Below are 22,529 nucleotides of genomic sequence, written 5' to 3' on the forward strand. Positions count from 1 at the left end.
CATGGGCTTCCGCAACATGTCCGCCTGGGCGATCCGCAACCCGGTCGTCCCGCTCGTCCTGTTCATGGCGCTGACGATCGCCGGGCTTATCTCGTTCAACCGCATGCAGGTGAACGACAGCCCGGAGATCACCTTTCCGGCGGTATGGGTGCAGGTGAGCCAGCCGGGCGCGGCGCCCAGCGAGATCGAGACGCAGATCACCACGCGCATCGAGGCCGCGATCCGCGGACTGGAAGGCGTGGACGAGATCAATTCGACGATCAGCGAAGGATCGAGCGGCACCTTCGTGCAGTTCAGCTTCGCCACGCCGGTCGACCGCGCGGTCACCGACGTGCGCGACGCGGTGGCGCAGGTCCGGTCCGAACTGCCCGACGGCGTGATCGAGCCGAACGTCAGCCGCGTGATCATCAACAATGATTCGATCGCGACCTGGTCGGTGGCGAGCACCGACGTGACGCTGGAAGAACTGTCCGCCTTTGTCGACACGGTGGTCGTCAAGCGGCTGCTCGGTATTCCGGGCATGCAGAAGGTGGAGATGACCGGCGGCGTCGAGCGCGCGGTGCGCGTGATCCTGGACCCGGGCCGGATGCAGGCACTGGGCATCACCGCGGCGCAGGTGAACCAGACGCTGCGCGCGATCAACCAGAACGCGGCAGGCGGCCGGGCCGATATCGGCGGCGCGCAACAGTCGCTGCGCATCGTCGGCAGCGCCGAGACGGCGCGCGAATTGGCGCAGTTGCAGATTCCGCTGGGCAACGGCCAGCCGGGCACCGTGCGCCTGGCCGACATCGCCGAGATCCGCGACACCTCGCTGGAGCAGACCAGCCTGTTCAAGGCGAACGGGCGCCAGGTGGTCGGCTTCGGCATCCAGCGCGCGCGCGGCGCGTCCGAGGTCGCATTGTACGATGCGACGGTGGCGGAATTGGCGAAGATCCAGAAGGAGAACCCCAAGTTCCGCTTCGTCGAGCAGTTCACCAGCGTCGATTACACCAAGCACCAGTACCGGGAGGCGATCCGCGCGCTGATTGAGGGCGCGGTGCTGGCGGTGATCGTGGTGTTCCTGTTCCTGCGCGACAAGCGGGCGACGCTGATCTCGGCGCTCGCCATTCCGCTGTCGGCGATCCCGACCTTCTGGATCATGGCGCTGATGGGGTTCAGCCTGAACTTCATGACGCTGCTGGCGCTCAGCCTGGTCGCGGGCGTGCTGGTCGACGACGCGATCGTGGAAATCGAGAATATCGTGCGCCACATGCGGATGGGCAAATCGGCCTATCAGGCATCGATCGATGCGGCCGACGAAATCGGGCTGGCGGTGGTCGCGACCACCTTCTCGATCGTCGCGGTGTTCCTGCCGGTCGGGCTGATGCCGGGCATTGCGGGCCAGTTCTTCAAGAATTTCGGCATCACCGTGGTCGTCGCGGTGCTGATGAGCCTGGCGGTCGCACGCCTGATCACGCCGATGGTCGCGGCCTATTTCCTGAAGGCGCATGGCCATGCCGAGCATGGCGAGGGCCCGGCGATGGACCGCTATATGAGCGTGCTGCGCTGGACGCTGGCCAATCGGTGGAAGACGATGGGGCTGGGCGGGCTGGCGTTCGTCGCCACGATCGCCGCGTTCGCGACGCTGCCCTTCACCTTCCAGCCGCCGCGCGACAATGATTTCAGCCGTTTGTCGATCACCATGGTGCCTGGCACCACGCTGGAGCAGACCGAAGCGGTGGCCGATCAGGTGTCGGGCATCCTGCGCCAGCAGCAGGAGGTGAAGTCCGCGGTCGAGACGATCAAGGCGGGCAGCGCGATCCTGGAGATCACGCTGCGCAAGGACCGGGTGCGGACCTCGACCGATTTCGAGCGTGAAACGGCAGCCGAGCTGAACAAGATCGCCGATGCGCGGATCAATTTCGGTGGCGGCGGCGGTGGCGGCGGTGGCCGCGCGGTTTCCATCATGTTGGCCGGTTCCGATCCGGAAGCGCTGGAAAAGGCGGCGCAAGGGCTGGTGCAGGAGATGAAGGCGCTGCCTAACCTGCGCTCCCCGCGGGTCGAGGGCGATCTGCCGCGGCCCGAGATCGTCATCCGGCCGCGCCTGGACCTTGCCGCCGACCTGGGCGTGACGACGGCGGCGCTGAGCCAGACGATCCGTATCGCCACGCAGGGCGAGATCGCGCAGAACGCGGCGAAATTCTCGCTGCCCGACCGGCAGATCCCGATCAGCGTCGCGCTCGATCCCTATAGCCGGCGCAACCTGTCGACGATCCAGAACCTGCCGGTGCAGACCGCGCGCGGCAGCACCGTCCCCTTGCGCGTGGTGGCCGATATCGGCTTTGGCGCGGGACCATCGCAGATCAGGCGCTTCAACCAGGAACGCCGCGTCATCATCGGCGCGGACCTGGCGCCCGGCGCGATCGCGGGCGAGGAACGCGCCAAGGTGCTGAAGCTGCCCTATATGAGCAAGCTGCCGCTGGGCGTGCATTATGCCGCATCGGGCGAGGCGAAGTGGCAGGCGGAAATGCTGCTGAATTTCGTGATCGCGGTGTTCGCGGGCGTGATGCTGGTGCTGGCGGTGCTGATCCTGCTGTATCGCCGCGCGATGCCGCCGTTCGTGAACCTGGGCTCGCTGCTGCTGGCGCCGCTGGGCGGTGCGGTGGCGCTCCACCTGTTCGGAATGCCGGTGTCGCTGCCGGTGCTGATCGGGTTGCTGATGCTGCTGGGCATCGTCGCCAAGAACTCGATCCTGCTGATCGACTTCGCGCTGGAGGAGATGCGCGCCGGCGTGCCGCCGCTGGCCGCGATCCTGGATGCCGGGCACAAGCGGGCGCAGCCGATCGTGATGACCACGGTGGCGATGATCGCGGGGATGATCCCGACCGCGCTGTCGCTGACCGGCGATGGATCGTTCAACCAGCCGATGGCGGTGACGGTGATCGGCGGGCTGTTCCTGTCGACGCTGCTGACGCTGCTGATCGTGCCGGCGGGGTTCAGCCTGGCGATCGGGATGGAGCAGTGGCTGGGGCCCAAGCTCGGCCACAAGCTGCTGACCTATCGTCCGGGCGACGATGGCGGGCCGCTGATCGAGGGGCCGGGCGACCCCCCGGCGCTACCCGGTGCGCAGGGCAAGCTGGGGACGCATCCGGCCGAGTGAAGGCCGGGTGCTGGATGAAGTCTAAGATCAGATATCATTCAGCTACCCGTTCGTCCCGAGCAGGTGCCGAGTAGCGGCAAAGCCGTGTAACGAGCGATAGGTCCGCGCGCGGAGGATGCCTCGATACGAGCTCTCGATACGGCTCTGACGAGCCTACTCGATCTCTACTCGGCACGAACGGGAAAAAGGGATGGCGCCTCTTTGCGGCGACTGCGGGACGCCTACAGATCGAGTGCCCAGCCGTCGCGGCCCTTGGGGTCGAAAGGGGCGGCGGGGACATAGCGTTCGGCGCCGGCCATGAGGCGCAGGACGCTCCAGTCGCCGCGGCGGTCGACCGCCTCCACCGTGCAGCCGCAGGCGGCATAGGCGGCGGTGACATCGCCGCGCTGCGTCTCCAGCAGGCCGGCGAGCAGGATCGTGGCGTTGGGTGCGGCGATGGCGGCGAGTTCGGGCGCCATCGAGACGAGCGGGCCGGCCAGGATGTTGGCGATGACGAGGTCGTAAGGCGCCGCGGCGGTGATCGCGTCATCCAGCGCCCCGTCGGCGACGATGCACTCCACGCGGTCGATCGCATTGGCCTGCGCATTTTCGCGGGTGACGATGATCGCCATGGGATCGATATCGGTCGCCATCACCGCGGCATCCGGCCAGAGATGCCGCACCGCAAAGGCGAGGAGGCCGGTACCGGTGCCGACATCGATCGCGTTCGACACGGGCGTGCCCGCCATCGCGTCGAGCATCGCGAGGCAACCGCTGGTGGTTTCGTGATGGCCGGTGCCGAACGCCTGCCCCGCCTCGATCAGAAAGGCGCGGCCGCCCTCCGGCACTTCGGCGGGATGAGCGCCGGTGTGGACGAAGAAGCGGCCGACGCGCAGCGGCTCCAGGCCCGACTGGCTCATCGTCACCCAGTCCTGGTCACCGAGTTCCTCGATCGCGGGCGCGGTGTCGCTGGCGCTAGGTACCAGTGCGCGGACCGCGGCGATGGCGGCGGCATCCGGCTCATCCTCGAAATAGGCGTCGAGGCGCCATGTCTCGGTATCGTCCTCCACCGTTTCGGTGGTCATCAGCACGGGGGCCGCGTCCAGCCCGAGATCGTCGGCGGCGTCGATCGCCTCGGCCTCGGCGCGGGTGCAGGGGAGGGTGAGTTTCCAGCTCATGCGAACTCCTTCAGCGGACGTAGCTGGCGCCGTTCACGTCGAGCACCGCGCCGGTCATCGAGGCGGGCGCGTCGAGCGCGAGGAAGCGGACGGTGGTGGCGATCTCATCCGGCATGGCGACACGGCCGAGCGGGATGTCGGCCAGCAGCTTGTCGCCGCCGCGGCTGGCGAGATAATCGTCGGCCATGCCGGTCATGGTGAAGCCGGGGCAGACGGCAAAGGCGAGAATGCCCGCACCTGCATAGCCGCGCGCGATCGTCTTGGTCATCGCGACCATGCCCGCCTTGGACGCGGCATAATGCCAGTGGGCGGGCGAGTCGCCGCGATAGGCGGCGCGGCTGGCGACGTTGACGATGCGCGCATCCCCCTGCCATCCGGCGGCGCGGCGTTCCTGCCAGTGCAGGACGGCAAGGCGGCAGAGTTCGGCCGAGGCGGTCAGGTTGATGCGCATGGTGCGCTCCCACCGCTTGGACCAGTCCGCAGCGTCGAGCGGTGCCGCCTCGAACACGCCGGCATTGTTGACCAGCACGTCGATCGCGCCGCCGGCGCGGGCCAGCGCGGCCTGCCACAAGGCGGCGGGCGCGGCGGGATCGGCGAAGTCGGCGGCGATCCCGCTTGCGGTGCCGTGGCCGATAACGGTGGCATTCGCGGCGGACAGCGTGTCGGCGATCGCCGCGCCGATGCCGCGGCTGGAGCCGGTGAGGAGAATGGTGGTCATCGCGCCCGCCTGCCGCAAGCGCCGGGGAGGCGTCAACCGACGCTGGCGGAAAACACCTCGGCTGCGGCGCACAGGTCGTGCAACTGGCGGTCGACATCCTGGAAGCCGCCGCCAAGCGCCGCGATCTCGCCGGCAACCGTCTCGGTATCCTCGCGAATGGCGGCGATGCTGCCCGACATGGAATCGGCGGCCAGCGCGGTTTCGTCCACCGCGGCGGTGATCGAGATCACGGTTTGCGCATGCGCCGCCATCGCCCCGCGCAGCCGCTGCGAGATCAGCAGCGCATCGCCCGCGGTGGTCTTGATCGAGGCATTGGTCTCGACCGTGGCGTGGGTCGCGGCCTGGATGGCGGCGATCTTGGCGGCGATGTCGTCGGTGGCGCGTGCGGTCTGGCTGGCGAGGCTCTTCACCTCCTGCGCGACGACGGCAAAGCCGCGACCCGCATCGCCGGCGCGGGCCGCCTCGATGGTGGCGTTGAGCGCCAGCAGGTTGGTCTGGCCGGCAATGTCGCGGATCAGCCCCAGGATCGATTCGATCGAGCGGGCGTGTCCGGACAGCGCACCCGACAGGGCGACCGCCTCGTCCGCCTGCGCCGCGGCGCGGGTGGTGATCGCGGCGGCGCTTTCCACTTCCTCGCGCGCGGCCTCCATCGCGCGGATCAGGCCGGCGGCGGTCTGTGCCGCCTCGCGCATCGCCAGCGCCGACTGCTCGGCGGCGATCGCCACCTCATGCGACTTGCCGAGCATGCGGGTGGTGGAGCCGGCGGCGTGGCTCGCCTGCTCGCGCAAGGTGTCGCCGCGCGCCGCGGCATTGCCGATCGCCCCGGCGATGGTCTGGCGAAAGGCTTCCGCCTGTTCGTGACGGGCGTCCCTGGACAGCATCGCATCCGACCGGCCGAGCGCGCTGGCCATGATGCCCGCCTCTGCCAGCGAGATGCGCGCGGTCATGTCGGCCAGGCGGCACATGCGCGCGCTGTCGCCCTTCACCCGCTGTTCCAGCGCATGCATGGTGCGGCTTTGCGAATAGTTGAGCGCGTTCATCAGCGTGCGCAGCGACACGCCGCTGTCGCGTGCGTGCATCGCGTAGTCCACCGCCATGTCCAGCCATGTCTGGTCGAACGGACGGTCATATTTCTCGCGAATGTAGCGCGCGCTGCTGGCGATGCGGTCGCGCAGCCGATCGGGCGTCAGGACCGAGCGCCGGTCGCGCAACTCGGCCTGACCGAGATAATGATCCCAGAAGGTCCGGGAGATCGTGTCGATGTCCTCGTCCGTCAACAGCGACATGATCTCCGCACAGGTGGAGGTGACGCTGTTGTCCCAGTCATAGTTGCGCATGATCGCCGAGGTGGATTCCTCGGCGCTGCTCCAGGTTCCGACCGCAATCTCTTGCTTTGCCATCTGCTGCTTTTCCGGGCCGGTGCGGGTCAGGCGGCGACGCGGGCGATGAAACGGTCCGCGCTCGACTTCAGATCGCCCAGCCGGCCATCGAGCATGTCGAAGCCGCGGCCGACCGCGTCGATCTCGTCCGCGACGCTTTCGGTATCCTCGCGGATCGCGGCAATGGTGTTGGACATGGAATCGGCGGCGAGTGCGGTTTCATCCACTGCGGCGGTGATGGCAGTGACGGTGCCGGCCTGCGCCTCCATGGCGTAGCGGATCCGCTCGGCCGATTCCTGAACCTCCGCCACGGTCGCCTTGATCGAGGCGTTGGTGTCCACGGTGGAGCGGGTCGCCGCCTGGATCGCGGCGATCTTGGCGGCGATGTCGTCGGTGGCGCGCGCGGTCTGGCTGGCGAGGCTCTTCACCTCCTGTGCGACGACGGCAAAGCCGCGGCCCGCATCGCCGGCGCGCGCCGCCTCGATGGTGGCATTGAGCGCCAGGAGGTTGGTCTGGCCGGCGATGTCGCGGATCAGCCCCAGGATCGATTCGATCGACTTGGCGTGATCGGAGAGGGTTTCCGACATGCCCACCGCCTGGCTCGCCTGAGCGGAGGCACGGGTGGCGATCTCGGCGGCAGCCTCCACCTCGGAGCGGGCATCCTCGATCGCGCGGATCAGGCCGGCGGCGGTCTGTGCCGCCTCGCGCATGGCGACCGCGGACTGCTCGGCCGCGGCGGCGACTTCGCTCGACTTGCCCAGCATGCCGCGCGTCGCGGTGGAGGCGTTCTGCGCCTGGGAGCGGAGATCCTGCCCGTCGATCGTCGCCGAATCGACCATGGAGGCGATACCCCCCTGGAAATCGACCGCCAGCCGTTCGCGCGAACGTTGCGCGGTATGTGCGGCAAAGCCGGCGAACAGCTCGACCGTCAGTTCGGTTTCCATGCCGAACAGGCGAAGAAGCGTATGCATCGCGGGCTGCATCCGGGGATCGCCCACGGGCAGTTGCTCGATCAATGCGGCCAGCAGCGCACGGTCGCTGGCACAGGACATGGCGAGCACCTCCATGGTCGACACGCCCTTGGCATAGGCCGAGGCCACCGAGCGTTCGAGCGACTCGACCCATTCGCGACCACTGAGATTGCACAGGCGATTGCGCAGATAGGCGCGGCCGGCGACCACCCGGCGTTCGCGGTCCAGCACCGTCCACTCGGGCTCACCGGGATGGGCGCGGCGCCAATGCTCCCAATATGCCTCGACGATGTCGTCGATGCGCGGCTCGACCAGTTCCCACAACTCGGCTGCCTGACGGCGCAGATTGCCGTCGCCGCCGTCGAACGCGCGAATCCGCGCATCAAGATCGATGGTGGCGGCAATCGTGGTCGGCGCCGGAAGGTCGATATGGTCCAAGGAATGATCCCCCTGTTGATCGTTGATCCATATGCCGCCAACAGGTTAAGGCGCGGTTAGAGGAACGTAGCGCCGGCGGACCGGTACCGGGTGCCAGGCCTTGCAATGCGCTCTTGGGTTGCATCGCGCGGGCGCTCGCCTCATAGGCGTTTGCGATCATCCGGACATCGACTGCTCTGAGGACCTGCCCTTGGCTTCCCGCAACCCCGCCCGCCCGCTATCGCCCCACCTCCAGATCTGGCGCTGGGGCCCGCACATGCTGGTCTCCATCCTCCACCGCGCGACCGGGTCGGGCATGGCGACCGTCGGCACCGCGCTGCTCGTCTGGTTTCTGGCCGCGATCGCGGGCGGAGCCGAGAGCTATGCGACGTTCCGCGACGTGTTCACGACGGATGCCGGCAATCTGAACATCATCGGCTATGTCATCGGCATCGGCCTGACCGCCTGCCTGTTCCAGCACATGATGACGGGCATCCGCCACCTGGTACTCGACCTGGGCGCGGGGTTCGAGCTGAAGACCAACAAGCGTTATGCCGTGCTGACCATGGTCGCGTCGGTGACGCTGACCGTGCTGTTCTGGCTCTATCTGGGGATCATCAAGTGATGCGTTCGGGAACCAGCATCGGCCGCGTGCGCGGTCTGGGTTCGTCCAAGCAGGGCGCCAAGCATTGGTTTCACCACCGGCTGACCGCGGGATCGAACTTCCTGCTGCTAGTGTGGCTGCTCGTGTCGATCCTGCGCCAGCCCGCATTCGATTACGAATCGATGCGCATGTGGCTGTCGAGCGCGTGGGTCGCGATCCCGATGATCCTGCTCGTCCTGTCGGTCTTCTCCCACTTCCGCATGGGGTTGCAGGTGGTGATCGAGGATTACCAGCATGACGAGAGCCGCGTTGCCGCGCTTGTCGCCCTCAACGTGTTCACCGCGGTGACCGCATCGGTCGCCATCTTCTCCGTTCTCAAGATCGCCTTTGGAGCCGCTGCGTAATGCCTGCTGCCTACAAGATCATCGACCACACCTATGACGCGGTAGTGGTCGGCGCCGGCGGATCGGGCCTGCGCGCCACCATGGGCATCGCCGAGGCGGGCCTGAAGGCCGCGTGCATCACCAAGGTGTTCCCGACCCGCAGCCACACGGTCGCGGCGCAGGGCGGCATCGCCGCCTCGCTCGGCAACATGGGTCCGGACCACTGGACCTGGCACATGTTCGATACCGTCAAGGGCTCCGACTGGCTCGGCGACCAGGACGCGATCGAATATCTGTGCCGCGAGGCACCCGCCGCGGTGTACGAGCTGGAGCATGCCGGCATGCCCTTCAGCCGCACCGACGAGGGCCGCATCTACCAGCGCCCGTTCGGCGGCATGATGCAGAATATGGGCGAGGGGCCGCCCGCGCAGCGCACCTGCGCCGCGGCCGACCGTACCGGTCACGCCATGCTGCACACGCTGTACCAGCAGTCGCTGAAGTATGACGCGGATTTCTACGTCGAATATTTCGCGCTCGACCTGATCATGGACGAGAGCGGCGCGTGCCGCGGCGTGATCGCGCTGTGCATGGAAGACGGATCGATCCACCGTTTCCGCGCGCATAACGTGGTGCTGGCGACGGGCGGCTATGGCCGCTGCTACTTCTCCGCCACCTCGGCGCATACCTGCACCGGCGACGGCGGCGGCATGGCGTTGCGCGCCGGCATCGCGCTGCAGGACATGGAGTTCGTGCAGTTCCACCCGACCGGCATCTACGGCGCGGGCGTGCTCATCACCGAGGGCGCGCGCGGCGAGGGCGGCTACCTGACCAACTCCGAGGGCGAGCGCTTCATGGAGCGCTATGCCCCGTCCGCCAAGGACCTCGCCAGCCGCGACGTCGTGTCGCGCTCGATGGCGATGGAGATGCGCGAAGGCCGCGGCGTCGGCAAGGAAGGCGACCATATCCACCTGCACCTGGATCATATCGATCCCAAGGTGCTGCACGAGCGGCTGCCGGGCATCACCGAGACGGGCAAGATCTTTGCCGGTGTCGACCTGACGCGCCAGCCGCTGCCGGTGACGCCGACCGTCCATTATAACATGGGCGGCATCCCGACCAACTATCACGGCGAGGTCGTGCGCCTGCGGGACGGCAACCCGGACTCGATCGTCCCGGGCCTGTTCGCGGTGGGCGAGGCGGCGTGCGTATCGGTGCACGGCGCCAACCGTCTGGGCTCCAACTCGCTGATCGACCTCGTGGTGTTCGGCCGGGCGACGGGCCTGCGCATCAAGGACCAGTTGAAGCCGAACACGCCGCACAATCCGCTGCCCAAGGGCTCGGAGGAACTGTCGCTCGGCCGTCTCGACCATTTCCGCAACGCCGCCGGCGGCTCGCCGACCGCGGAGATCCGTTCGGAAATGCAAAAGACCATGCAGCGTCACTGCGCGGTGTTCCGTACCGACGAACTGCTGACCGAGGGTCGCGAGAAGATCCGCGGCACCTATAACCGGATGCAGGATGTCGGCATCAAGGATCGCTCGCTGATCTGGAACACCGACCTGATCGAGACGCTGGAGCTCGACAATCTGGTGTCGCAGGCGGTGGTGACCATGGAGTCGGCGCTGAACCGCAAGGAAAGCCGCGGCGCGCATGTGAACGAGGACTTCCCAGAGCGCGACGACGCGAACTGGATGAAGCACACGATCACCACGTTCAACGGCTGGGGCGGCAAGGGCGGTGCGACCGCGATCGATTATCGCCCGGTCCACGACTACACGCTGACCGACGATATCGACTATATCAAGCCGAAGAAGCGCGTTTACTGACCCTGCGCCATCTTCACGGGCTGCAAGCGCCCGCCTGGGAAACCGGGCGGGCGTTTTTGCATATCCAACGCCCGTGATCGCTGTTCCTGCGGGCGCACCCCGCGGTAAAAAGATGCATATCCCGGCCCCTCGCCGACCGGTTTATCATGCCCTGCGTGCCGGAATGGCAGTGGGGAGGAAATGCAATGGGGGCAGAGGCATTTAGGCTGGCGAATCGGGCGGTGGCGGTCACGCTCTGCCTTTTCGCGGCCGGTGGCACGTCGGCTTGGGCGATGCAGAACGGTCTGGCGACGATCCCCACCGCTTCGCCACAGCAGGTCGCCGAGGCGCTGGACGACTGCATCAAGGCGGATGGCGTCAGCGCAAAGCTGGAGGCGGCGGGGTGGGCGGCGGACAAGGCACTGCCGTCGGGCAACGGTATGACCACGTATCGCAAGGCGGGTAGTGGTGCGATGATGCCCCTGTTCGATCCGGCCGCCCAGATGCGCTGCTGGGTGATGTCCAAAACGGACCAGCCATCCGCGCGCTATGTCGAGGCGGTCACCGCGCTCCTCGGGCCTCCGAGCGGCGAGCCCTCCAAATCCTCGGGTCCTCAGGCGGGCGATCTGGAATATTCGCTCCAATGGAACGCGAAGGGGTTTGCCATCCCGATGGACGTTTTCAAAACGCCGGAACCCGGGCTGCGCATCGAAGTCTGGCGCAAGCCGGCCGATCCGCAGAAATAGCGGGCGGGGGAGAGCGTCAGACGCGCCGGGCGGTGGGGCGGGGGGCGAGCTGGTCGAGGGCTTCGGGGTTGGTGCGCGCCCAGGCGTAGAGCAGTTCGACCGGCTCGACGAAGCGGGTGCCGAGGGGGGTGAGGCGGTACTCGACCGCCGGCGGCACGACGCTTTCGACATGACGGGTCAACAGGCCGGTATCTTCCATCTCGCGCAGCGTCTGGGTCAGCATCTTCTTGGAAATGCCGGGCAGGCTGCGGTGGAGGACGCCGGTGCGGGCCGCGCCGGCGTGGCGGGCGTGGAGCACGTGGAGGATCATGCTGGTCCATTTGGTCGCGAACAGCGCCAGCACGCGGCGCGGGGCGCAGTCCTCCCGCCATTCCTCGTCGTTCGATCCGGGGCGCATGGGTGGTTACCTTTTGGTGACTAGGTTCCTGTTTGGTGCCGTCTAGAAGCTGCGACCGGCGACGCCTAGCTGTGATCTTTGAACGATCAAGGTGCGAAGATCATGGCGAAAACGGCGTTGGTGGTAGGGGCGAGCGGGATTGTCGGCGGTGCGGTGGCGGCATTGCTGGCAGAGCAGGGATGGACCGTGCACGGACTGGCACGCCGACCCGTGGCCCAGGACGGCGTCCGGCCCGTCGTCGCAGACCTGCACGATGCGGCGAACACGCGTGCGGCGCTGGCCGACATCGTGCCCGATGCGGTGTTCATCACCACCTGGGCGCGGCAGGACAGCGAGGCGGAGAATATCTGCGTCAATGCCGCGATGGTGCGCAACCTGCTGCATGGCCTGACGCCCGCCACCGGGCCGCGGCATGTCGCGCTGGTCACCGGGCTCAAGCACTATCTGGGGCCGTTCGAGGCTTACGGCAAAGGTACGTTGCCGCAAACGCCGTTCCGCGAGGAGCAGGGGCGGCTGGATGTCGAGAACTTCTATTATGCGCAGGAGGATGAACTGTTCGCCGCGGCGGCACGCGACGGCTTCACCTGGAGCGTGCACCGGCCGCACACGGTGATCGGCAAAGCGGTCGGCAATGCGATGAACATGGGGACGACGCTGGCGGTGCATGCCACGCTGTGCCGCGAAACCGGGCGGCCATTCGTCTTTCCGGGATCGGCCGCGCAGTGGCATGGGCTGACCGACATGACCGATGCGGGCCAGCTTGCCCGCCATCTGCTCTGGGCGGTGGAGACGCCCGCGGCACATGACGAGGCGTTCAACGTGGTCAATGGCGACGTCTTCCGCTGGGAATGGATGTGGGGCCGTATCGCCGCATGGTTCGGGATCAAGCCGGCGCCGTTCGACGGCGTCGTCCGGCCGCTGGAGACGCAGATGGCTGGCGATGCGCAGACGTGGCGGGAGATCGCGGTGCGGCACCAGCTGATCGAGCCGAACCTGTCGCGGCTGGCCTCGCCCTGGCATAGCGATGCCGACCTCGGTCGCCCGATCGAGGTGGTGACCGACATGTCGAAGAGCCGGCGGCTGGGCTTCACCGGCTATCAGCCGACGGATGATGCGTTCTTCGCCTTGTTCGACCGTTTGCGGGCGGATCGGTTGATCCCGTAGAGTTGCAATGGATTCTCATTAGCGCTACTCTTGGCCTTCAAGGAGAAGGCCATGCGTGTCGCAGCATCCGTCACAGTCGATCGTCTTGCCGCATCGCCAATTGCGGCGGAGACGATCGTGCGGGCGGTAGCGGTGTGGCGCGCGGCGCGCGCGGCGGATCGCCCGGTGTTGCCCCCGCTCCACGCATTGCTTGCACCGATCGGCCACGACATGCTGGCGCCGGTGATCGACAGCGTGCTGCGGCTGGGCGAGCAATGCCTGGACCGGACGCCGTGCCGCGACTGTCCCTTCGGCTCGCAGACCGATGTCGAACTGCTGATCGACCTGTTGCGTGATCCCCGGCGGGTGGCGACGCTGCCGCGCTGTGCGCAAGCGGCGCCGAAGGCCAAGGCGGTGTTTGCGGGTGCGCTTGCCTCGGCCGGTGTGATGATGGCGATGGCCTGACGCCCGCATTGCAGAATTGGGCTAGCTGACCTATTCGTATATTATCTACGAAGGGGAGGCATAATGAAGACGCCGGGTGCGATGATCGCCATGCTGTTGGCCAGCCAAGCGGTGGCGCAGACCCCTGCCGATCCCGCCCATACATTGCCCGATTATGCCGCCGCCATGATCGGCAAGCCGCCGGCTGCGCTGAAGCTCGACCCCTTTTACACACGCTATCTCGATGCGCATGGCATTCCGATCGCGGCGTCGCACAAGGTGCCGTCTGTGGCGTTGCTATTCGCGCGTGACATCGTTGAAGACATGCTGACCGAACGGCCCGACCTGCGGCACTGGATGATCGCGCGTGGCCTGCGCATCGCGATCATGGCGACCGAAGAGGGCACGACCGATCTTCCCGAACAGCGCGATTGGAAGAAGCCGGAACGCGACGACCCTGCGCTGACCCGGTGCGAGCGCAAGCATTACGATGTGCGCATCGGGGCATTGACCGATGCGCAATATTGGAACGGTCGCGCGCGGGGGATGGGCGGTATGCTGACCTCCGGCGCGACGGAAAACCTGCTCGCGATCCCGGGCACGTCTTATTATGGCGAGAATATCTTCGTTCACGAATTCAGCCACGCCATCCTCAACGCGGTCGAGCAGGTGGACCCGCTGCTGTATCAGCGGGTGGAGCGGGCCTATGCCGCGGCGATGGCGGCGGGGTTGTGGAAGGGTGAATATGGATCGACCACGGTGCATGAATATTGGGCGGAGGGCACCCAATACTGGTTTAACTCCAACATGGTGGCGCGTTTCGGCGCGGTGACGGTATTGTCGGACGCGGACCTGCGCCGATATGATCCCGCGCTGTCGGACGTGCTGCGCGAAGTATATGGTGATCGCCACCGGCTGACCGCGGACCTGTTCTTCGAGCATCCTGCGCGCGTGCCGCCGGGGCCGGCGCCGGCCTTTACCGCCGAAGAGTGCTGATCGAGGCCGCTTCTTTCCGGTTGCCCGAGGTGCACGGCCGTGTTCATCGCGATGCCGATAAGCTGGTCCATCAAAGGCTTGCGCGCCATAGGTCTTTGGGTGCCCTCTCGCGTGTCCGATCGTACAGGTCCGATGCGCGCCTCCGACGTGGAACTGATGACCCTGATCGCTTGTTCGCTCGCGCCATGGACCAGCACCCGAATAACGCCGTGAACTATCCGGCTCTCGCCGTCCCGCAGATCCAACTGCACGGACCCGTCGACGACGCGATGTACGCGACGTTCAAGCAGCAACTCGCCGCCGCCTCGGCCGGCGAGGGGCCGCTGGTCGTGTCGATCACCACGCTGGGCGGCGACCCGGAAATGGCGCGGGCGATGGGCGACTCGATCCGCCTGCTGCGCGACTATACCGGGCGCGAGACGCTGTTCCTGGGCAAGGTAGCGGTGTATTCGGCGGGCGCGACGTTCATGTCCGCCTTCCCGGTGGACAAGCGCTTCCTGACCCGCAACACCCGGCTTATGCTGCACGAGCGGCAGATGAACGCCGCGGTCGACCTGAAGGGGCCGCTGACCACGCTGCCCGCGGTGTTGAAGGCCAAGCTCCACGAGATCGAGCATTCGATCATGATCCAGGAAGAGGGCTTCCGCGCGATCGTCGCCGGATCGCGGGTGGATTTCGAGACGATCCGCGAAAAGGCGGTGGCGAACTGGTATATCGATGCCGAGGAAGCACGTGACCTGGGCCTGGTGCTCGACGTGATCTGACGACCGGGCGGGCGTCTGCGGTTTCCGGGCGCTCGCCAGCCGCGATCGGCATATTTTTCGCTGTCAAGACATTTGCGGCCTGCGCGCCGGTCATGTATCGGGCAGGCACGATCCTTGCCGGCGATCTGGTCGGCCCATCAGCGGACATCGAACCCATGGCTGAATTTGCCCTGCCCAAGAACAGCGTCATCAAGAAGGGCGAAACGCACAAGGCGACCACCACCGGCCGCATCAAGAAGTTCAAGGTCTATCGCTACGACCCCGATTCGGGGCAGAACCCGCGGTACGACACGTTCGAGATCGATCTGGACGAGTGCGGCCCGATGGTGCTGGACGCGCTCATCAAGATGAAGGGCGAGCAGGATTCGTCGCTGACCTTCCGCCGTTCGTGCCGCGAGGGCATTTGCGGTTCGTGCGCGATGAACATCGACGGGCGTAACGGCCTGGCATGCACCACCGCGATCGAGGATGTGAAGGGCGAGGTGCGCATCACCCCGCTGCCGCACATGGACGTGGTCAAGGACCTGGTGCCGGACTTCACGCACTTCTATGCGCAATACGCCTCGATCCAGCCCTGGCTGCAAACCGTGACGCCGGAGCCTGCGGGCAAGGAGCGGCTGCAGTCGCCCGCCGACCGCGCGAAGCTCGATGGTCTGTACGAGTGCATCCTGTGCGCCTGCTGCTCGACCTCCTGCCCGAGCTATTGGTGGAATTCGGACAAGTTCCTGGGGCCGGCGATCCTGCTTCAGGCCTATCGCTGGCTGGCGGACAGCCGTGACGAAATGAACGGCGAGCGTCTCGACGAGCTGGAGGACCCGTTCCGCCTGTATCGTTGCCACACGATCATGAACTGCGCGAACGTCTGCCCCAAGGGTCTGAACCCCGCCAAGGCGATTGCCGAGATCAAGAAGATGGAAGCCGAGCGGATCGTCTGATCCGCCTGCGATGACCCCTCTGCTGAAGAGGGTGGGGTGGGCCATGTCCGCCGGCGCGGCATTTGCGGGACTGCCCCACCCCGGACCCCTCCCCTGACGGGGAGGGGAGAAGAAGCGACCGTTTCCCCATGCCTGACGTACTTTCCGCCTATCAAGCCCTGGTCGGCGCGGGCGAGCTTCGCCCCGATCCCGAACAGGCCGCTGCCGCCGCCAGGCTGGATGCCCTGGCAATCCAATTGGAAAGGCCGCCGCGCGGAGGCTTCTTTGCGCGGCTGACCGGTCGTGGCGGGCAGGCCCCGCGCGGCGTCTATATGTGGGGCGGCGTCGGGCGCGGCAAATCGATGCTGATGGACCTGTTCTTCGACCATGTCGCGGTCGAGCGGAAACGACGGGTGCATTTCGCCGAGTTCATGCTGGAAGTGCATGGGCGCATTGGCCGGGAGCGGGCCAAGCAGGTCGGCGAGCCGATCGCGCCGGTTGCCGCAGCCCTGGCCGAGGAAACGCGGCTGCTGGCGTTCGACGAGATGATGGTGACGAACAGCCCGGACGCGATGATCCTGTCGCGCCTGTTCACTGCACTGATCGAGGCGGGGGTGACGGTGGTCACCACCTCCAACCGTCCGCCGGCCGACCTCTACAAGAATGGCCTGAACCGCGAGCATTTCCTTCCCTTCATCGCGCTGATCGAAGGGCGGATGGACGTGATCGCGCTGAACGGTCCGACCGATTACCGGCGCGACCGGCTGGGGCAGGTGGATACCTGGCTGGTGCCGAACGGGGCGGAGGCGACCGCGCAACTGTCCGCCGCCTTTTTCCGGCTGACCGACTATCCGGTGGAGGATGCCGCCCACGTACCCTCCGAAGAGCTGCCCGTGCAGGGCAACCGGACGCTCAGGGTGCCCAAGGCCCTGAAGGGCGTGGCGGTGTTCTCGTTCAAGCGGCTGTGCGGCGAGGCGCGGGGCGCGGCGGACTATCTGGCGATCGCGCGGCGTTTTCATACGGTGATTTTGGTCGGCATCCCGAAGCTGGGGCCGGAGAATCGCAACGAGGCGGCGCGCTTCGTGGCGCTGATCGACGCGCTGTACGAACACAAGGTGAAGCTGCTTGCCGCAGCGGATGCGCAGCCCGCCGATCTTTACGAAACCGGGGATGGACGCTTCGAGTTCGAGCGTACGATCAGCCGGTTGGAGGAAATGCGGTCGGAGGAGTATCTGGCCAAGGGTCACGGCGCAGACGAGGAGACGCGGTAGCGAGCCTGCCGCGCACCTGCTCGGACCAGGCAGTCAGGGAGCCTGTTGAAACCAGTAGCGCTGCCGCCTCTGGCGCCCTATTGCTCTTGCGAACCACTTGCAATTAAAATGCGAAACCGCGTGCTTTAGCGGTTGCGGCATGCCGGCAATCGGCGTAGTCCGCATGACCAATCACGCACGTCCATCACGGAGAAGGATTGGAATGGCCCGCAAGAAGATCGCGCTGATCGGCGCCGGCAATATCGGCGGCACGCTCGCGCACCTCGCAGCCCTCAAGGGTCTCGGTGACATCGTGCTGTTCGACGTGGTCGAAGGCGTTCCCCAGGGCAAGGCGCTGGACCTGTCCCAGTGCGGCCCGGTCGAGGGCTTCGACGCGAACATCAAGGGTTCGAACGATTATGCGGACATCGCGGGGGCCGATGTCATCATCGTCACCGCCGGTGTCGCCCGCAAGCCCGGCATGAGCCGTGACGATCTGCTCGGCATCAACCTGAAGGTGATGAAGGCGGTCGGCGAGGGGATCGCCGCGAATGCGCCCGATGCGTTCGTGATCTGCATCACCAATCCGCTCGACGCGATGGTGTGGGCGCTGCGCGAATTCTCCGGCCTGCCGCACAACAAGGTCGTGGGCATGGCGGGCGTGCTCGACTCGGCACGCTTCAGCCACTTCCTCGCCGACGAGTTCGGCGTGTCGGTGAAGGACGTGAACACCTTCGTGCTGGGCGGGCACGGCGACACCATGGTGCCCGTGCTGGAATATTCGACGGTCAGCGGCATCCCGGTCAGCGACCTGATCGAGATGGGCTTCTCCACCAAGGAGAAGGTCGACGAGATCATCAAGCGCACCCGTGGCGGCGGCGGCGAGATCGTCGCGCTGCTGAAGACCGGTTCGGCCTATTACGCGCCCGCCACCAGCGGCATCGCGATGGCGGAAGCCTATCTGTACGACCAGAAGCGCATCCTGCCGGCCGCCGCGCACCTGACCGGCCAGTACGGCATCGACGACCTATATGTCGGCGTGCCGGTGGTGATCGGCGCGAACGGCGTCGAGAAGGTGGTCGAGGTCAAGCTGTCGGACGAGGCGAAGGGCAATCTTCAGGTCTCGGTCGATGCGGTCAAGGAACTGCTGGTCGCGTGCAAGGGCATCGACGGCACGCTGGCCTGATTTCAACGCCCGCGCGCGGATGGTCGACGCGCGGGCATCTTTAGCCCCTTGAACAAGGGGGCAACGTCCAACGGGAGCCCCCATGAGCATCCTCGTCAACAAGAATACCAAGGTCATCACCCAGGGCATGACGGGTGAAACCGGCACGTTCCACACGCAGCAGGCGCTCGCCTACGGCACGCAGATGGTCGGCGGCGTCACGCCGGGCAAGGGCGGCACGACGCACCTCGACCTGCCGGTGTTCAACACAGTCGCCGAAGCCAAGTCGAAGACCGGTGCCGATGCCAGCGTGATCTACGTACCGCCGCCCTTCGCCGCGGACTCGATCCTGGAAGCGATCGACGCCGAGATCCCGCTGATCGTGACGATCACCGAAGGCATTCCGGTGCTGGACATGGTGCGCGTGAAGCGCGCGCTTTCGGGTTCGAAGTCGCGCCTGATCGGCCCGAACTGCCCCGGCGTGCTGACGCCGGGCGAGTGCAAGATCGGCATCATGCCCGGTTCGATCTTCAAGCAGGGTTCGGTCGGCGTCGTGTCGCGCTCCGGCACGCTGACCTATGAGGCGGTGTTCCAGACGTCGAATGCAGGCCTGGGCCAGACGACCGCGGTCGGCATCGGCGGCGATCCCGTCAACGGCACGAACTTCATCGACGTGCTGGAACTGTTCCTCGCCGACGAGGCGACGCAGTCGATCATCATGATCGGCGAGATCGGCGGCGATGCCGAGGAGCAGGCGGCGCAGTTCCTGAAGGACGAGGCCAAGCGCGGTCGGAGCAAGCCGATGGCCGGCTTCATCGCGGGTCGCACCGCCCCTCCGGGCCGTCGCATGGGCCATGCCGGCGCGATCGTGTCGGGCGGCAAGGGCGATGCCGAGAGCAAGATCGCGGCGATGGAAGAGGCCGGGATCAAGGTCGCGGCCAGCCCCTCGGAACTCGGCTCGACGCTGCTGTCGGTGCTGAACAAGTAAGGTGATCGCCTCCCCCGCCGGGGAGGCGGCCCTAAGGGCGCGGGTGTCGCGGAACCTGTCGCCCTCATCACCCCCTCGCGATCGGGAGGGGCAGAAGGACAATGACGATGGGCTACGAAGGTCAGGATTTCAGCGACATCGCCACCGGCGTCAGCCCGGCGTTCATTGAGGCGCTTTATGCCAAGTACCAGGCCGACCAGTCGTCGGTCGACGGCGGCTGGCGCAGCTTTTTCGAAGGGCTGGAGCAGGGTGTCGGGGCTCCGAGCTGGACCAACAAGCGGTGGCCGCTGACCACCACCGACGACCTGACCGCAGGGCTCGATCCCACGCAGATGGAGCCCGCGCCCAAGCCCGCGCGCGGCGGCAAGGCCGCGCCGGCCGCACCGGCGGCGGCGGCGCCCTCCACCGACGACATCGTCAAGGCGGCCGGTGACGCGATCCGCGCGCAGCTGCTGATCCGCACCTACCGGGTGCGCGGCCACCTGGCCGCCAACCTCGATCCGCTGGGCCTCGCCAAGCGCGAGATGCCCGAGGATCTGAAGACCGAATATTACGGCTTCACCGACGCCGACCTCGACCGCAAGATCTATCTGGGCGGCACGATGGGCTTCGAATGGGCAACCGTTCGCGAACTGGTCGACACGCTGCGCAAGAACTACTGCGGCAATGTCGGCCTGGAATATATGCACATCGTCGATGTCGAGGAGCGCCGCTTCCTGCAGGAGCGGATGGAAGGCCAGAACAAGGCGATCGAATTCACCACCGACGGCAAGAAGGCCATCCTGAACAAGGTGGTCGAGGCCGAACAGTGGGAAAAGTTCCTCGGCAAGAAATATGTCGGCACCAAGCGCTTCGGCCTGGATGGCGGCGAGAGCATGATCCCCGCGCTGGAATCGGTCATCAAATATGGTGGCCAGTACGGCGTGCGCGAGATCGTGTTCGGCATGGCGCATCGCGGCCGCCTGAACGTGCTGGCCAATGTGATGGGCAAGCCGCTGCGCGTGATCTTCCACGAGTTCGCCGGCGGCTCGGCCAACCCCGATGACATCGGCGGTTCGGGCGACGTGAAGTATCACCTGGGCACCTCCACCGACCGCGAGTTCGACGGGCACAAGGTGCACATGTCGCTGGTCGCCAACCCGTCGCACCTGGAAGCGGTGAACCCGGTCGTGCTGGGCAAGACCCGCGCGATCCAGACGATCGCCAGCGACCTGAAGGATCACAGCGCCTCGCTGCCCGTGCTGATCCACGGCGACGCGGCGTTCGCGGGGCAGGGAATCGTCTGGGAATGCCTCGGCTTCTCCGGCATCCGGGGCTACAACACCGGCGGCTGCGTCCACTTCATCATCAACAACCAGGTGGGCTTCACCACCAGCCCGCAGTTCGCGCGTTCCTCGCCCTATCCGTCGGACGTGGCGAAGGGGGTTCAGGCGCCCGTCTTCCACGTGAACGGCGACGATCCCGAGGCGGTGACCTTTGCCACCAAGATGGCGATGGAATTCCGCCAGAAGTTCCACCGCGACATCGTGATCGACATGTGGTGCTATCGCCGCTTCGGTCACAACGAGGGCGACGAGCCGGGCTTCACCCAGCCGCTGATGTACAAGGAAATCCGCCAGCATCCGGGCGTCAGCGACATCTACGCCAAGCGCCTGATCGGCGAGGGCGTGATCGACCAGGCGTGGCTGGACGAGAACGTCAAGCAGTATACGACGCTGCTCGAAGGCGAGTTCGAGGCGGGTGCGGCATACAAGCCCAACAAGGCGGACTGGTTCGCCGGGCGCTGGTCCGGCCTGTCGGCGCCGCGCGAGGGTGACCAGGGTCGCCGCAACGTCGAGACGGGGCTGGACAAGAAGTTGTTCGACGCGATCGGCCGCACGCTGACCACGGTTCCCGACAGCATCCAGATCCACAAGACGCTGGCCCGCGTGCTGGATGCCAAGCGGCAGATGTTCAGCACGGGCGAGAATTTCGACTGGGCGACGGGCGAGGCGCTGGCCTTCGGCTCGTTGCTGTCGGAAGGCTATGGCGTACGCCTGTCGGGGCAGGATTCGGGTCGCGGTACCTTCTCGCAGCGCCACGCGGTATGGGTCGACCAGACCGACGAGCACAAATATGTGCCGCTCCAGACGGTGGAGCATGGCCGGTTCGAGGTGCTCGACTCGCCGCTATCCGAATATGGCGTTCTCGGCTTCGAATATGGCTATGCGCTGGCCGATCCGAAGACGCTGGTGCTGTGGGAGGCGCAGTTCGGCGACTTCGTCAACGGCGCGCAGATCATGATCGACCAGTTCATCACCTCCGGCGAGGCCAAGTGGCTGCGTGCCAACGGCCTGGTGATGCTGCTGCCCCACGGTTACGAGGGACAGGGTCCGGAGCATAGCTCGGCACGGCCCGAGCGGTTCCTGCAGGCATGCGCGGGCGACAACATCCAGGTCGCGAACGTGACCACGCCGGCCAACTACTTCCACCTGCTGCGCCGCCAGATGCATCGCAACTTCCGCAAGCCGCTGGTGCTCTTCACGCCCAAGTCGCTGCTGCGCCACAAGCTGGCGGTGTCGAAGGCGGAGGACTTCCAGTCCGACAGCCATTTCCGGCGTATCCTGTCCGACCCCAATGGCGCCGCCGACGAGGCGACGACGCGGCTGGTGCTGTGCACCGGCAAGGTGGCGTACGACCTGTTGGAGGCGCGCGATGCGGCGGGCGACGAGACCACGCAGATCGTACGTGTCGAGCAGCTTTATCCCTTCCCCGGCGACGCGCTGGCGGAACGGGTGAAGCGCATGCCGAACCTGCAGGACGTGGTGTGGGCGCAGGAAGAGCCGAAGAACAACGGCTACTGGTTCTTCGTCGAGCCGCTGATCGAGGAGTCGCTGGCGGCAGCCGGATCGTCGGTGAAGCGGGCACGTTATGCCGGCCGTACCGCGGCCGCATCGCCCGCCACGGGCCTGATGAAGCGGCACACCGCCGAGCAGGGGGCACTGGTCGCCGATGCGCTGGGCCACAATGTGCGCGACGAGATCCGTCGCACGCGCGGCGAGGAGGGCACCACCGCCTCGCGCCCCACGCAGGGACCGTCGAGCTGATCGCCGCCCGGTCGGGCAAGCAGATGAACCGCGCAGCACCTGACCGGGGATCGTTGCGCAACT

Annotated in this window: 19 protein-coding genes; 14 read left to right on the forward strand and 5 right to left on the reverse strand. The window is 66.5% G+C overall.

From position 1 onward, the window contains the following. The first annotated feature begins 1 nt into the window (after position 1). Positions 2–3,139 carry an efflux RND transporter permease subunit gene (locus tag NPJ82_RS03385; RefSeq protein ID WP_342658359.1) on the forward strand — a complete coding sequence of 1,046 codons (3,138 nt, stop codon included), beginning with the start codon at positions 2–4 and terminating at the stop codon, positions 3,137–3,139. 221 nt (positions 3,140–3,360) lie between these two features. Here the strand turns inward: NPJ82_RS03385 and NPJ82_RS03390 are convergent, their stop codons facing one another. From NPJ82_RS03390 to NPJ82_RS03405, 4 genes are read right to left on the reverse strand one after another with little or no spacing between them, the layout of a single operon-like run. Beyond that, positions 3,361–4,296 carry a 50S ribosomal protein L11 methyltransferase gene (locus NPJ82_RS03390; RefSeq protein WP_342658360.1) on the reverse strand — a complete coding sequence of 312 codons (936 nt, stop codon included), beginning with the start codon at positions 4,294–4,296 and terminating at the stop codon, positions 3,361–3,363. A 10-nt stretch (positions 4,297–4,306) separates the two neighbouring features. Beyond that, a complete protein-coding gene (locus NPJ82_RS03395) occupies positions 4,307–5,014 on the reverse strand; it encodes an SDR family oxidoreductase (protein WP_342658361.1) in 708 nt (235 codons plus the stop codon). Between the two features lie 32 nt (positions 5,015–5,046). Next, complete coding sequence (locus NPJ82_RS03400; RefSeq protein WP_342658362.1) at positions 5,047–6,414, reverse strand: methyl-accepting chemotaxis protein; 1,368 nt, start codon at positions 6,412–6,414, stop codon at positions 5,047–5,049. A gap of 26 nt (positions 6,415–6,440) precedes the next feature. Beyond that, positions 6,441–7,802 (reverse strand): methyl-accepting chemotaxis protein, encoded by a 1,362-nt coding sequence (locus NPJ82_RS03405; RefSeq protein WP_342658363.1) that lies wholly within the window; start codon positions 7,800–7,802, stop codon positions 6,441–6,443. Between the two features lie 190 nt (positions 7,803–7,992). On the opposite strand from NPJ82_RS03405, the gene sdhC reads away from it, so the two are divergent. The 4 genes from sdhC (at position 7,993) to NPJ82_RS03425 (ending at position 11,319) form a co-directional block, all read left to right on the forward strand. Continuing rightward, a complete protein-coding gene (gene sdhC, locus NPJ82_RS03410) occupies positions 7,993–8,406 on the forward strand; it encodes a succinate dehydrogenase, cytochrome b556 subunit (protein ID WP_112382021.1) in 414 nt (137 codons plus the stop codon). Beyond that, on the forward strand, positions 8,406–8,789 hold the full coding sequence (gene sdhD, locus NPJ82_RS03415) for a succinate dehydrogenase, hydrophobic membrane anchor protein (protein WP_112382022.1): 384 nt from the start codon (positions 8,406–8,408) through the stop codon (positions 8,787–8,789). The genes sdhC and sdhD overlap by 1 nt, the downstream gene beginning before the upstream one ends. Continuing rightward, positions 8,789–10,594, forward strand: coding sequence for a succinate dehydrogenase flavoprotein subunit (gene sdhA / locus NPJ82_RS03420; protein WP_342658364.1), 1,806 nt, complete (start codon positions 8,789–8,791; stop codon positions 10,592–10,594). Before sdhD ends, sdhA begins: the two co-directional genes overlap by 1 nt. Positions 10,595–10,815: 221 nt before the next feature. Further along, entirely contained in the window at positions 10,816–11,319 is a 504-nt protein-coding gene (locus tag NPJ82_RS03425; protein WP_342658365.1) for a hypothetical protein, read from the forward strand. Between the two features lie 16 nt (positions 11,320–11,335). Here NPJ82_RS03425 and NPJ82_RS03430 read toward each other — a convergent pair whose 3' ends face one another. Continuing rightward, positions 11,336–11,716: a helix-turn-helix domain-containing protein gene (locus tag NPJ82_RS03430; protein WP_342658366.1), complete on the reverse strand. Its 381-nt coding sequence runs from the start codon at positions 11,714–11,716 to the stop codon at positions 11,336–11,338. A 102-nt stretch (positions 11,717–11,818) separates the two neighbouring features. On the opposite strand from NPJ82_RS03430, the gene NPJ82_RS03435 reads away from it, so the two are divergent. From NPJ82_RS03435 to NPJ82_RS03475, 9 genes are all read left to right on the forward strand, one after another. After that, complete coding sequence (locus NPJ82_RS03435; RefSeq protein WP_342658367.1) at positions 11,819–12,880, forward strand: SDR family oxidoreductase; 1,062 nt, start codon at positions 11,819–11,821, stop codon at positions 12,878–12,880. Between the two features lie 51 nt (positions 12,881–12,931). Then, positions 12,932–13,324: a hypothetical protein gene (locus NPJ82_RS03440; RefSeq protein ID WP_342658368.1), complete on the forward strand. Its 393-nt coding sequence runs from the start codon at positions 12,932–12,934 to the stop codon at positions 13,322–13,324. A gap of 63 nt (positions 13,325–13,387) precedes the next feature. After that, on the forward strand, positions 13,388–14,299 hold the full coding sequence (locus tag NPJ82_RS03445) for a glycoside hydrolase (protein WP_342658369.1): 912 nt from the start codon (positions 13,388–13,390) through the stop codon (positions 14,297–14,299). Positions 14,300–14,484: 185 nt separating this feature from the next. Continuing rightward, positions 14,485–15,063, forward strand: a complete 579-nt coding sequence (locus tag NPJ82_RS03450) for an ATP-dependent Clp protease proteolytic subunit (RefSeq protein ID WP_112382028.1) — start codon at positions 14,485–14,487, stop codon at positions 15,061–15,063. 155 nt (positions 15,064–15,218) lie between these two features. Beyond that, a complete protein-coding gene (locus tag NPJ82_RS03455) occupies positions 15,219–15,998 on the forward strand; it encodes a succinate dehydrogenase iron-sulfur subunit (RefSeq protein ID WP_149682188.1) in 780 nt (259 codons plus the stop codon). A gap of 128 nt (positions 15,999–16,126) precedes the next feature. Beyond that, entirely contained in the window at positions 16,127–17,248 is a 1,122-nt protein-coding gene (zapE, locus tag NPJ82_RS03460; RefSeq protein WP_342658370.1) for a cell division protein ZapE, read from the forward strand. 202 nt (positions 17,249–17,450) lie between these two features. Further along, positions 17,451–18,413: a malate dehydrogenase gene (gene mdh, locus NPJ82_RS03465; RefSeq protein ID WP_112382030.1), complete on the forward strand. Its 963-nt coding sequence runs from the start codon at positions 17,451–17,453 to the stop codon at positions 18,411–18,413. Positions 18,414–18,495: 82 nt separating this feature from the next. Continuing rightward, a complete protein-coding gene (gene sucD / locus NPJ82_RS03470; RefSeq protein WP_112382031.1) occupies positions 18,496–19,380 on the forward strand; it encodes a succinate--CoA ligase subunit alpha in 885 nt (294 codons plus the stop codon). A gap of 107 nt (positions 19,381–19,487) precedes the next feature. After that, complete coding sequence (locus tag NPJ82_RS03475; protein ID WP_205411578.1) at positions 19,488–22,466, forward strand: 2-oxoglutarate dehydrogenase E1 component; 2,979 nt, start codon at positions 19,488–19,490, stop codon at positions 22,464–22,466. Positions 22,467–22,529 lie beyond the last annotated feature (63 nt).

The organism is Sphingomonas sp. NY01 (genome assembly GCF_038809135.1).
In the GTDB taxonomy this organism is placed as follows: Bacteria; Pseudomonadota; Alphaproteobacteria; order Sphingomonadales; family Sphingomonadaceae; genus Sphingomonas; species Sphingomonas carotinifaciens.

Bases quoted from the DNA above. Each gene is read 5' to 3' on its own strand.
- NPJ82_RS03385 (WP_342658359.1), top strand. From the start codon at position 2: ATGGGCTTCCGCAACATGTCCGCCTGGGCGATCCGCAACCCGGTCGTC.
- NPJ82_RS03390 (WP_342658360.1), bottom strand. From the start codon at position 4,296: ATGAGCTGGAAACTCACCCTCCCCTGCACCCGCGCCGAGGCCGAGGCG.
- NPJ82_RS03395 (WP_342658361.1), bottom strand. From the start codon at position 5,014: ATGACCACCATTCTCCTCACCGGCTCCAGCCGCGGCATCGGCGCGGCG.
- NPJ82_RS03400 (WP_342658362.1), bottom strand. From the start codon at position 6,414: ATGGCAAAGCAAGAGATTGCGGTCGGAACCTGGAGCAGCGCCGAGGAA.
- sdhD (WP_112382022.1), top strand. From the start codon at position 8,406: ATGCGTTCGGGAACCAGCATCGGCCGCGTGCGCGGTCTGGGTTCGTCC.
- sdhA (WP_342658364.1), top strand. From the start codon at position 8,789: ATGCCTGCTGCCTACAAGATCATCGACCACACCTATGACGCGGTAGTG.
- NPJ82_RS03430 (WP_342658366.1), bottom strand. From the start codon at position 11,716: ATGCGCCCCGGATCGAACGACGAGGAATGGCGGGAGGACTGCGCCCCG.
- NPJ82_RS03435 (WP_342658367.1), top strand. From the start codon at position 11,819: ATGGCGAAAACGGCGTTGGTGGTAGGGGCGAGCGGGATTGTCGGCGGT.
- NPJ82_RS03440 (WP_342658368.1), top strand. From the start codon at position 12,932: ATGCGTGTCGCAGCATCCGTCACAGTCGATCGTCTTGCCGCATCGCCA.
- NPJ82_RS03445 (WP_342658369.1), top strand. From the start codon at position 13,388: ATGAAGACGCCGGGTGCGATGATCGCCATGCTGTTGGCCAGCCAAGCG.
- NPJ82_RS03450 (WP_112382028.1), top strand. From the start codon at position 14,485: ATGGACCAGCACCCGAATAACGCCGTGAACTATCCGGCTCTCGCCGTC.
- NPJ82_RS03455 (WP_149682188.1), top strand. From the start codon at position 15,219: ATGGCTGAATTTGCCCTGCCCAAGAACAGCGTCATCAAGAAGGGCGAA.
- zapE (WP_342658370.1), top strand. From the start codon at position 16,127: ATGCCTGACGTACTTTCCGCCTATCAAGCCCTGGTCGGCGCGGGCGAG.
- mdh (WP_112382030.1), top strand. From the start codon at position 17,451: ATGGCCCGCAAGAAGATCGCGCTGATCGGCGCCGGCAATATCGGCGGC.
- sucD (WP_112382031.1), top strand. From the start codon at position 18,496: ATGAGCATCCTCGTCAACAAGAATACCAAGGTCATCACCCAGGGCATG.
- NPJ82_RS03475 (WP_205411578.1), top strand. From the start codon at position 19,488: ATGGGCTACGAAGGTCAGGATTTCAGCGACATCGCCACCGGCGTCAGC.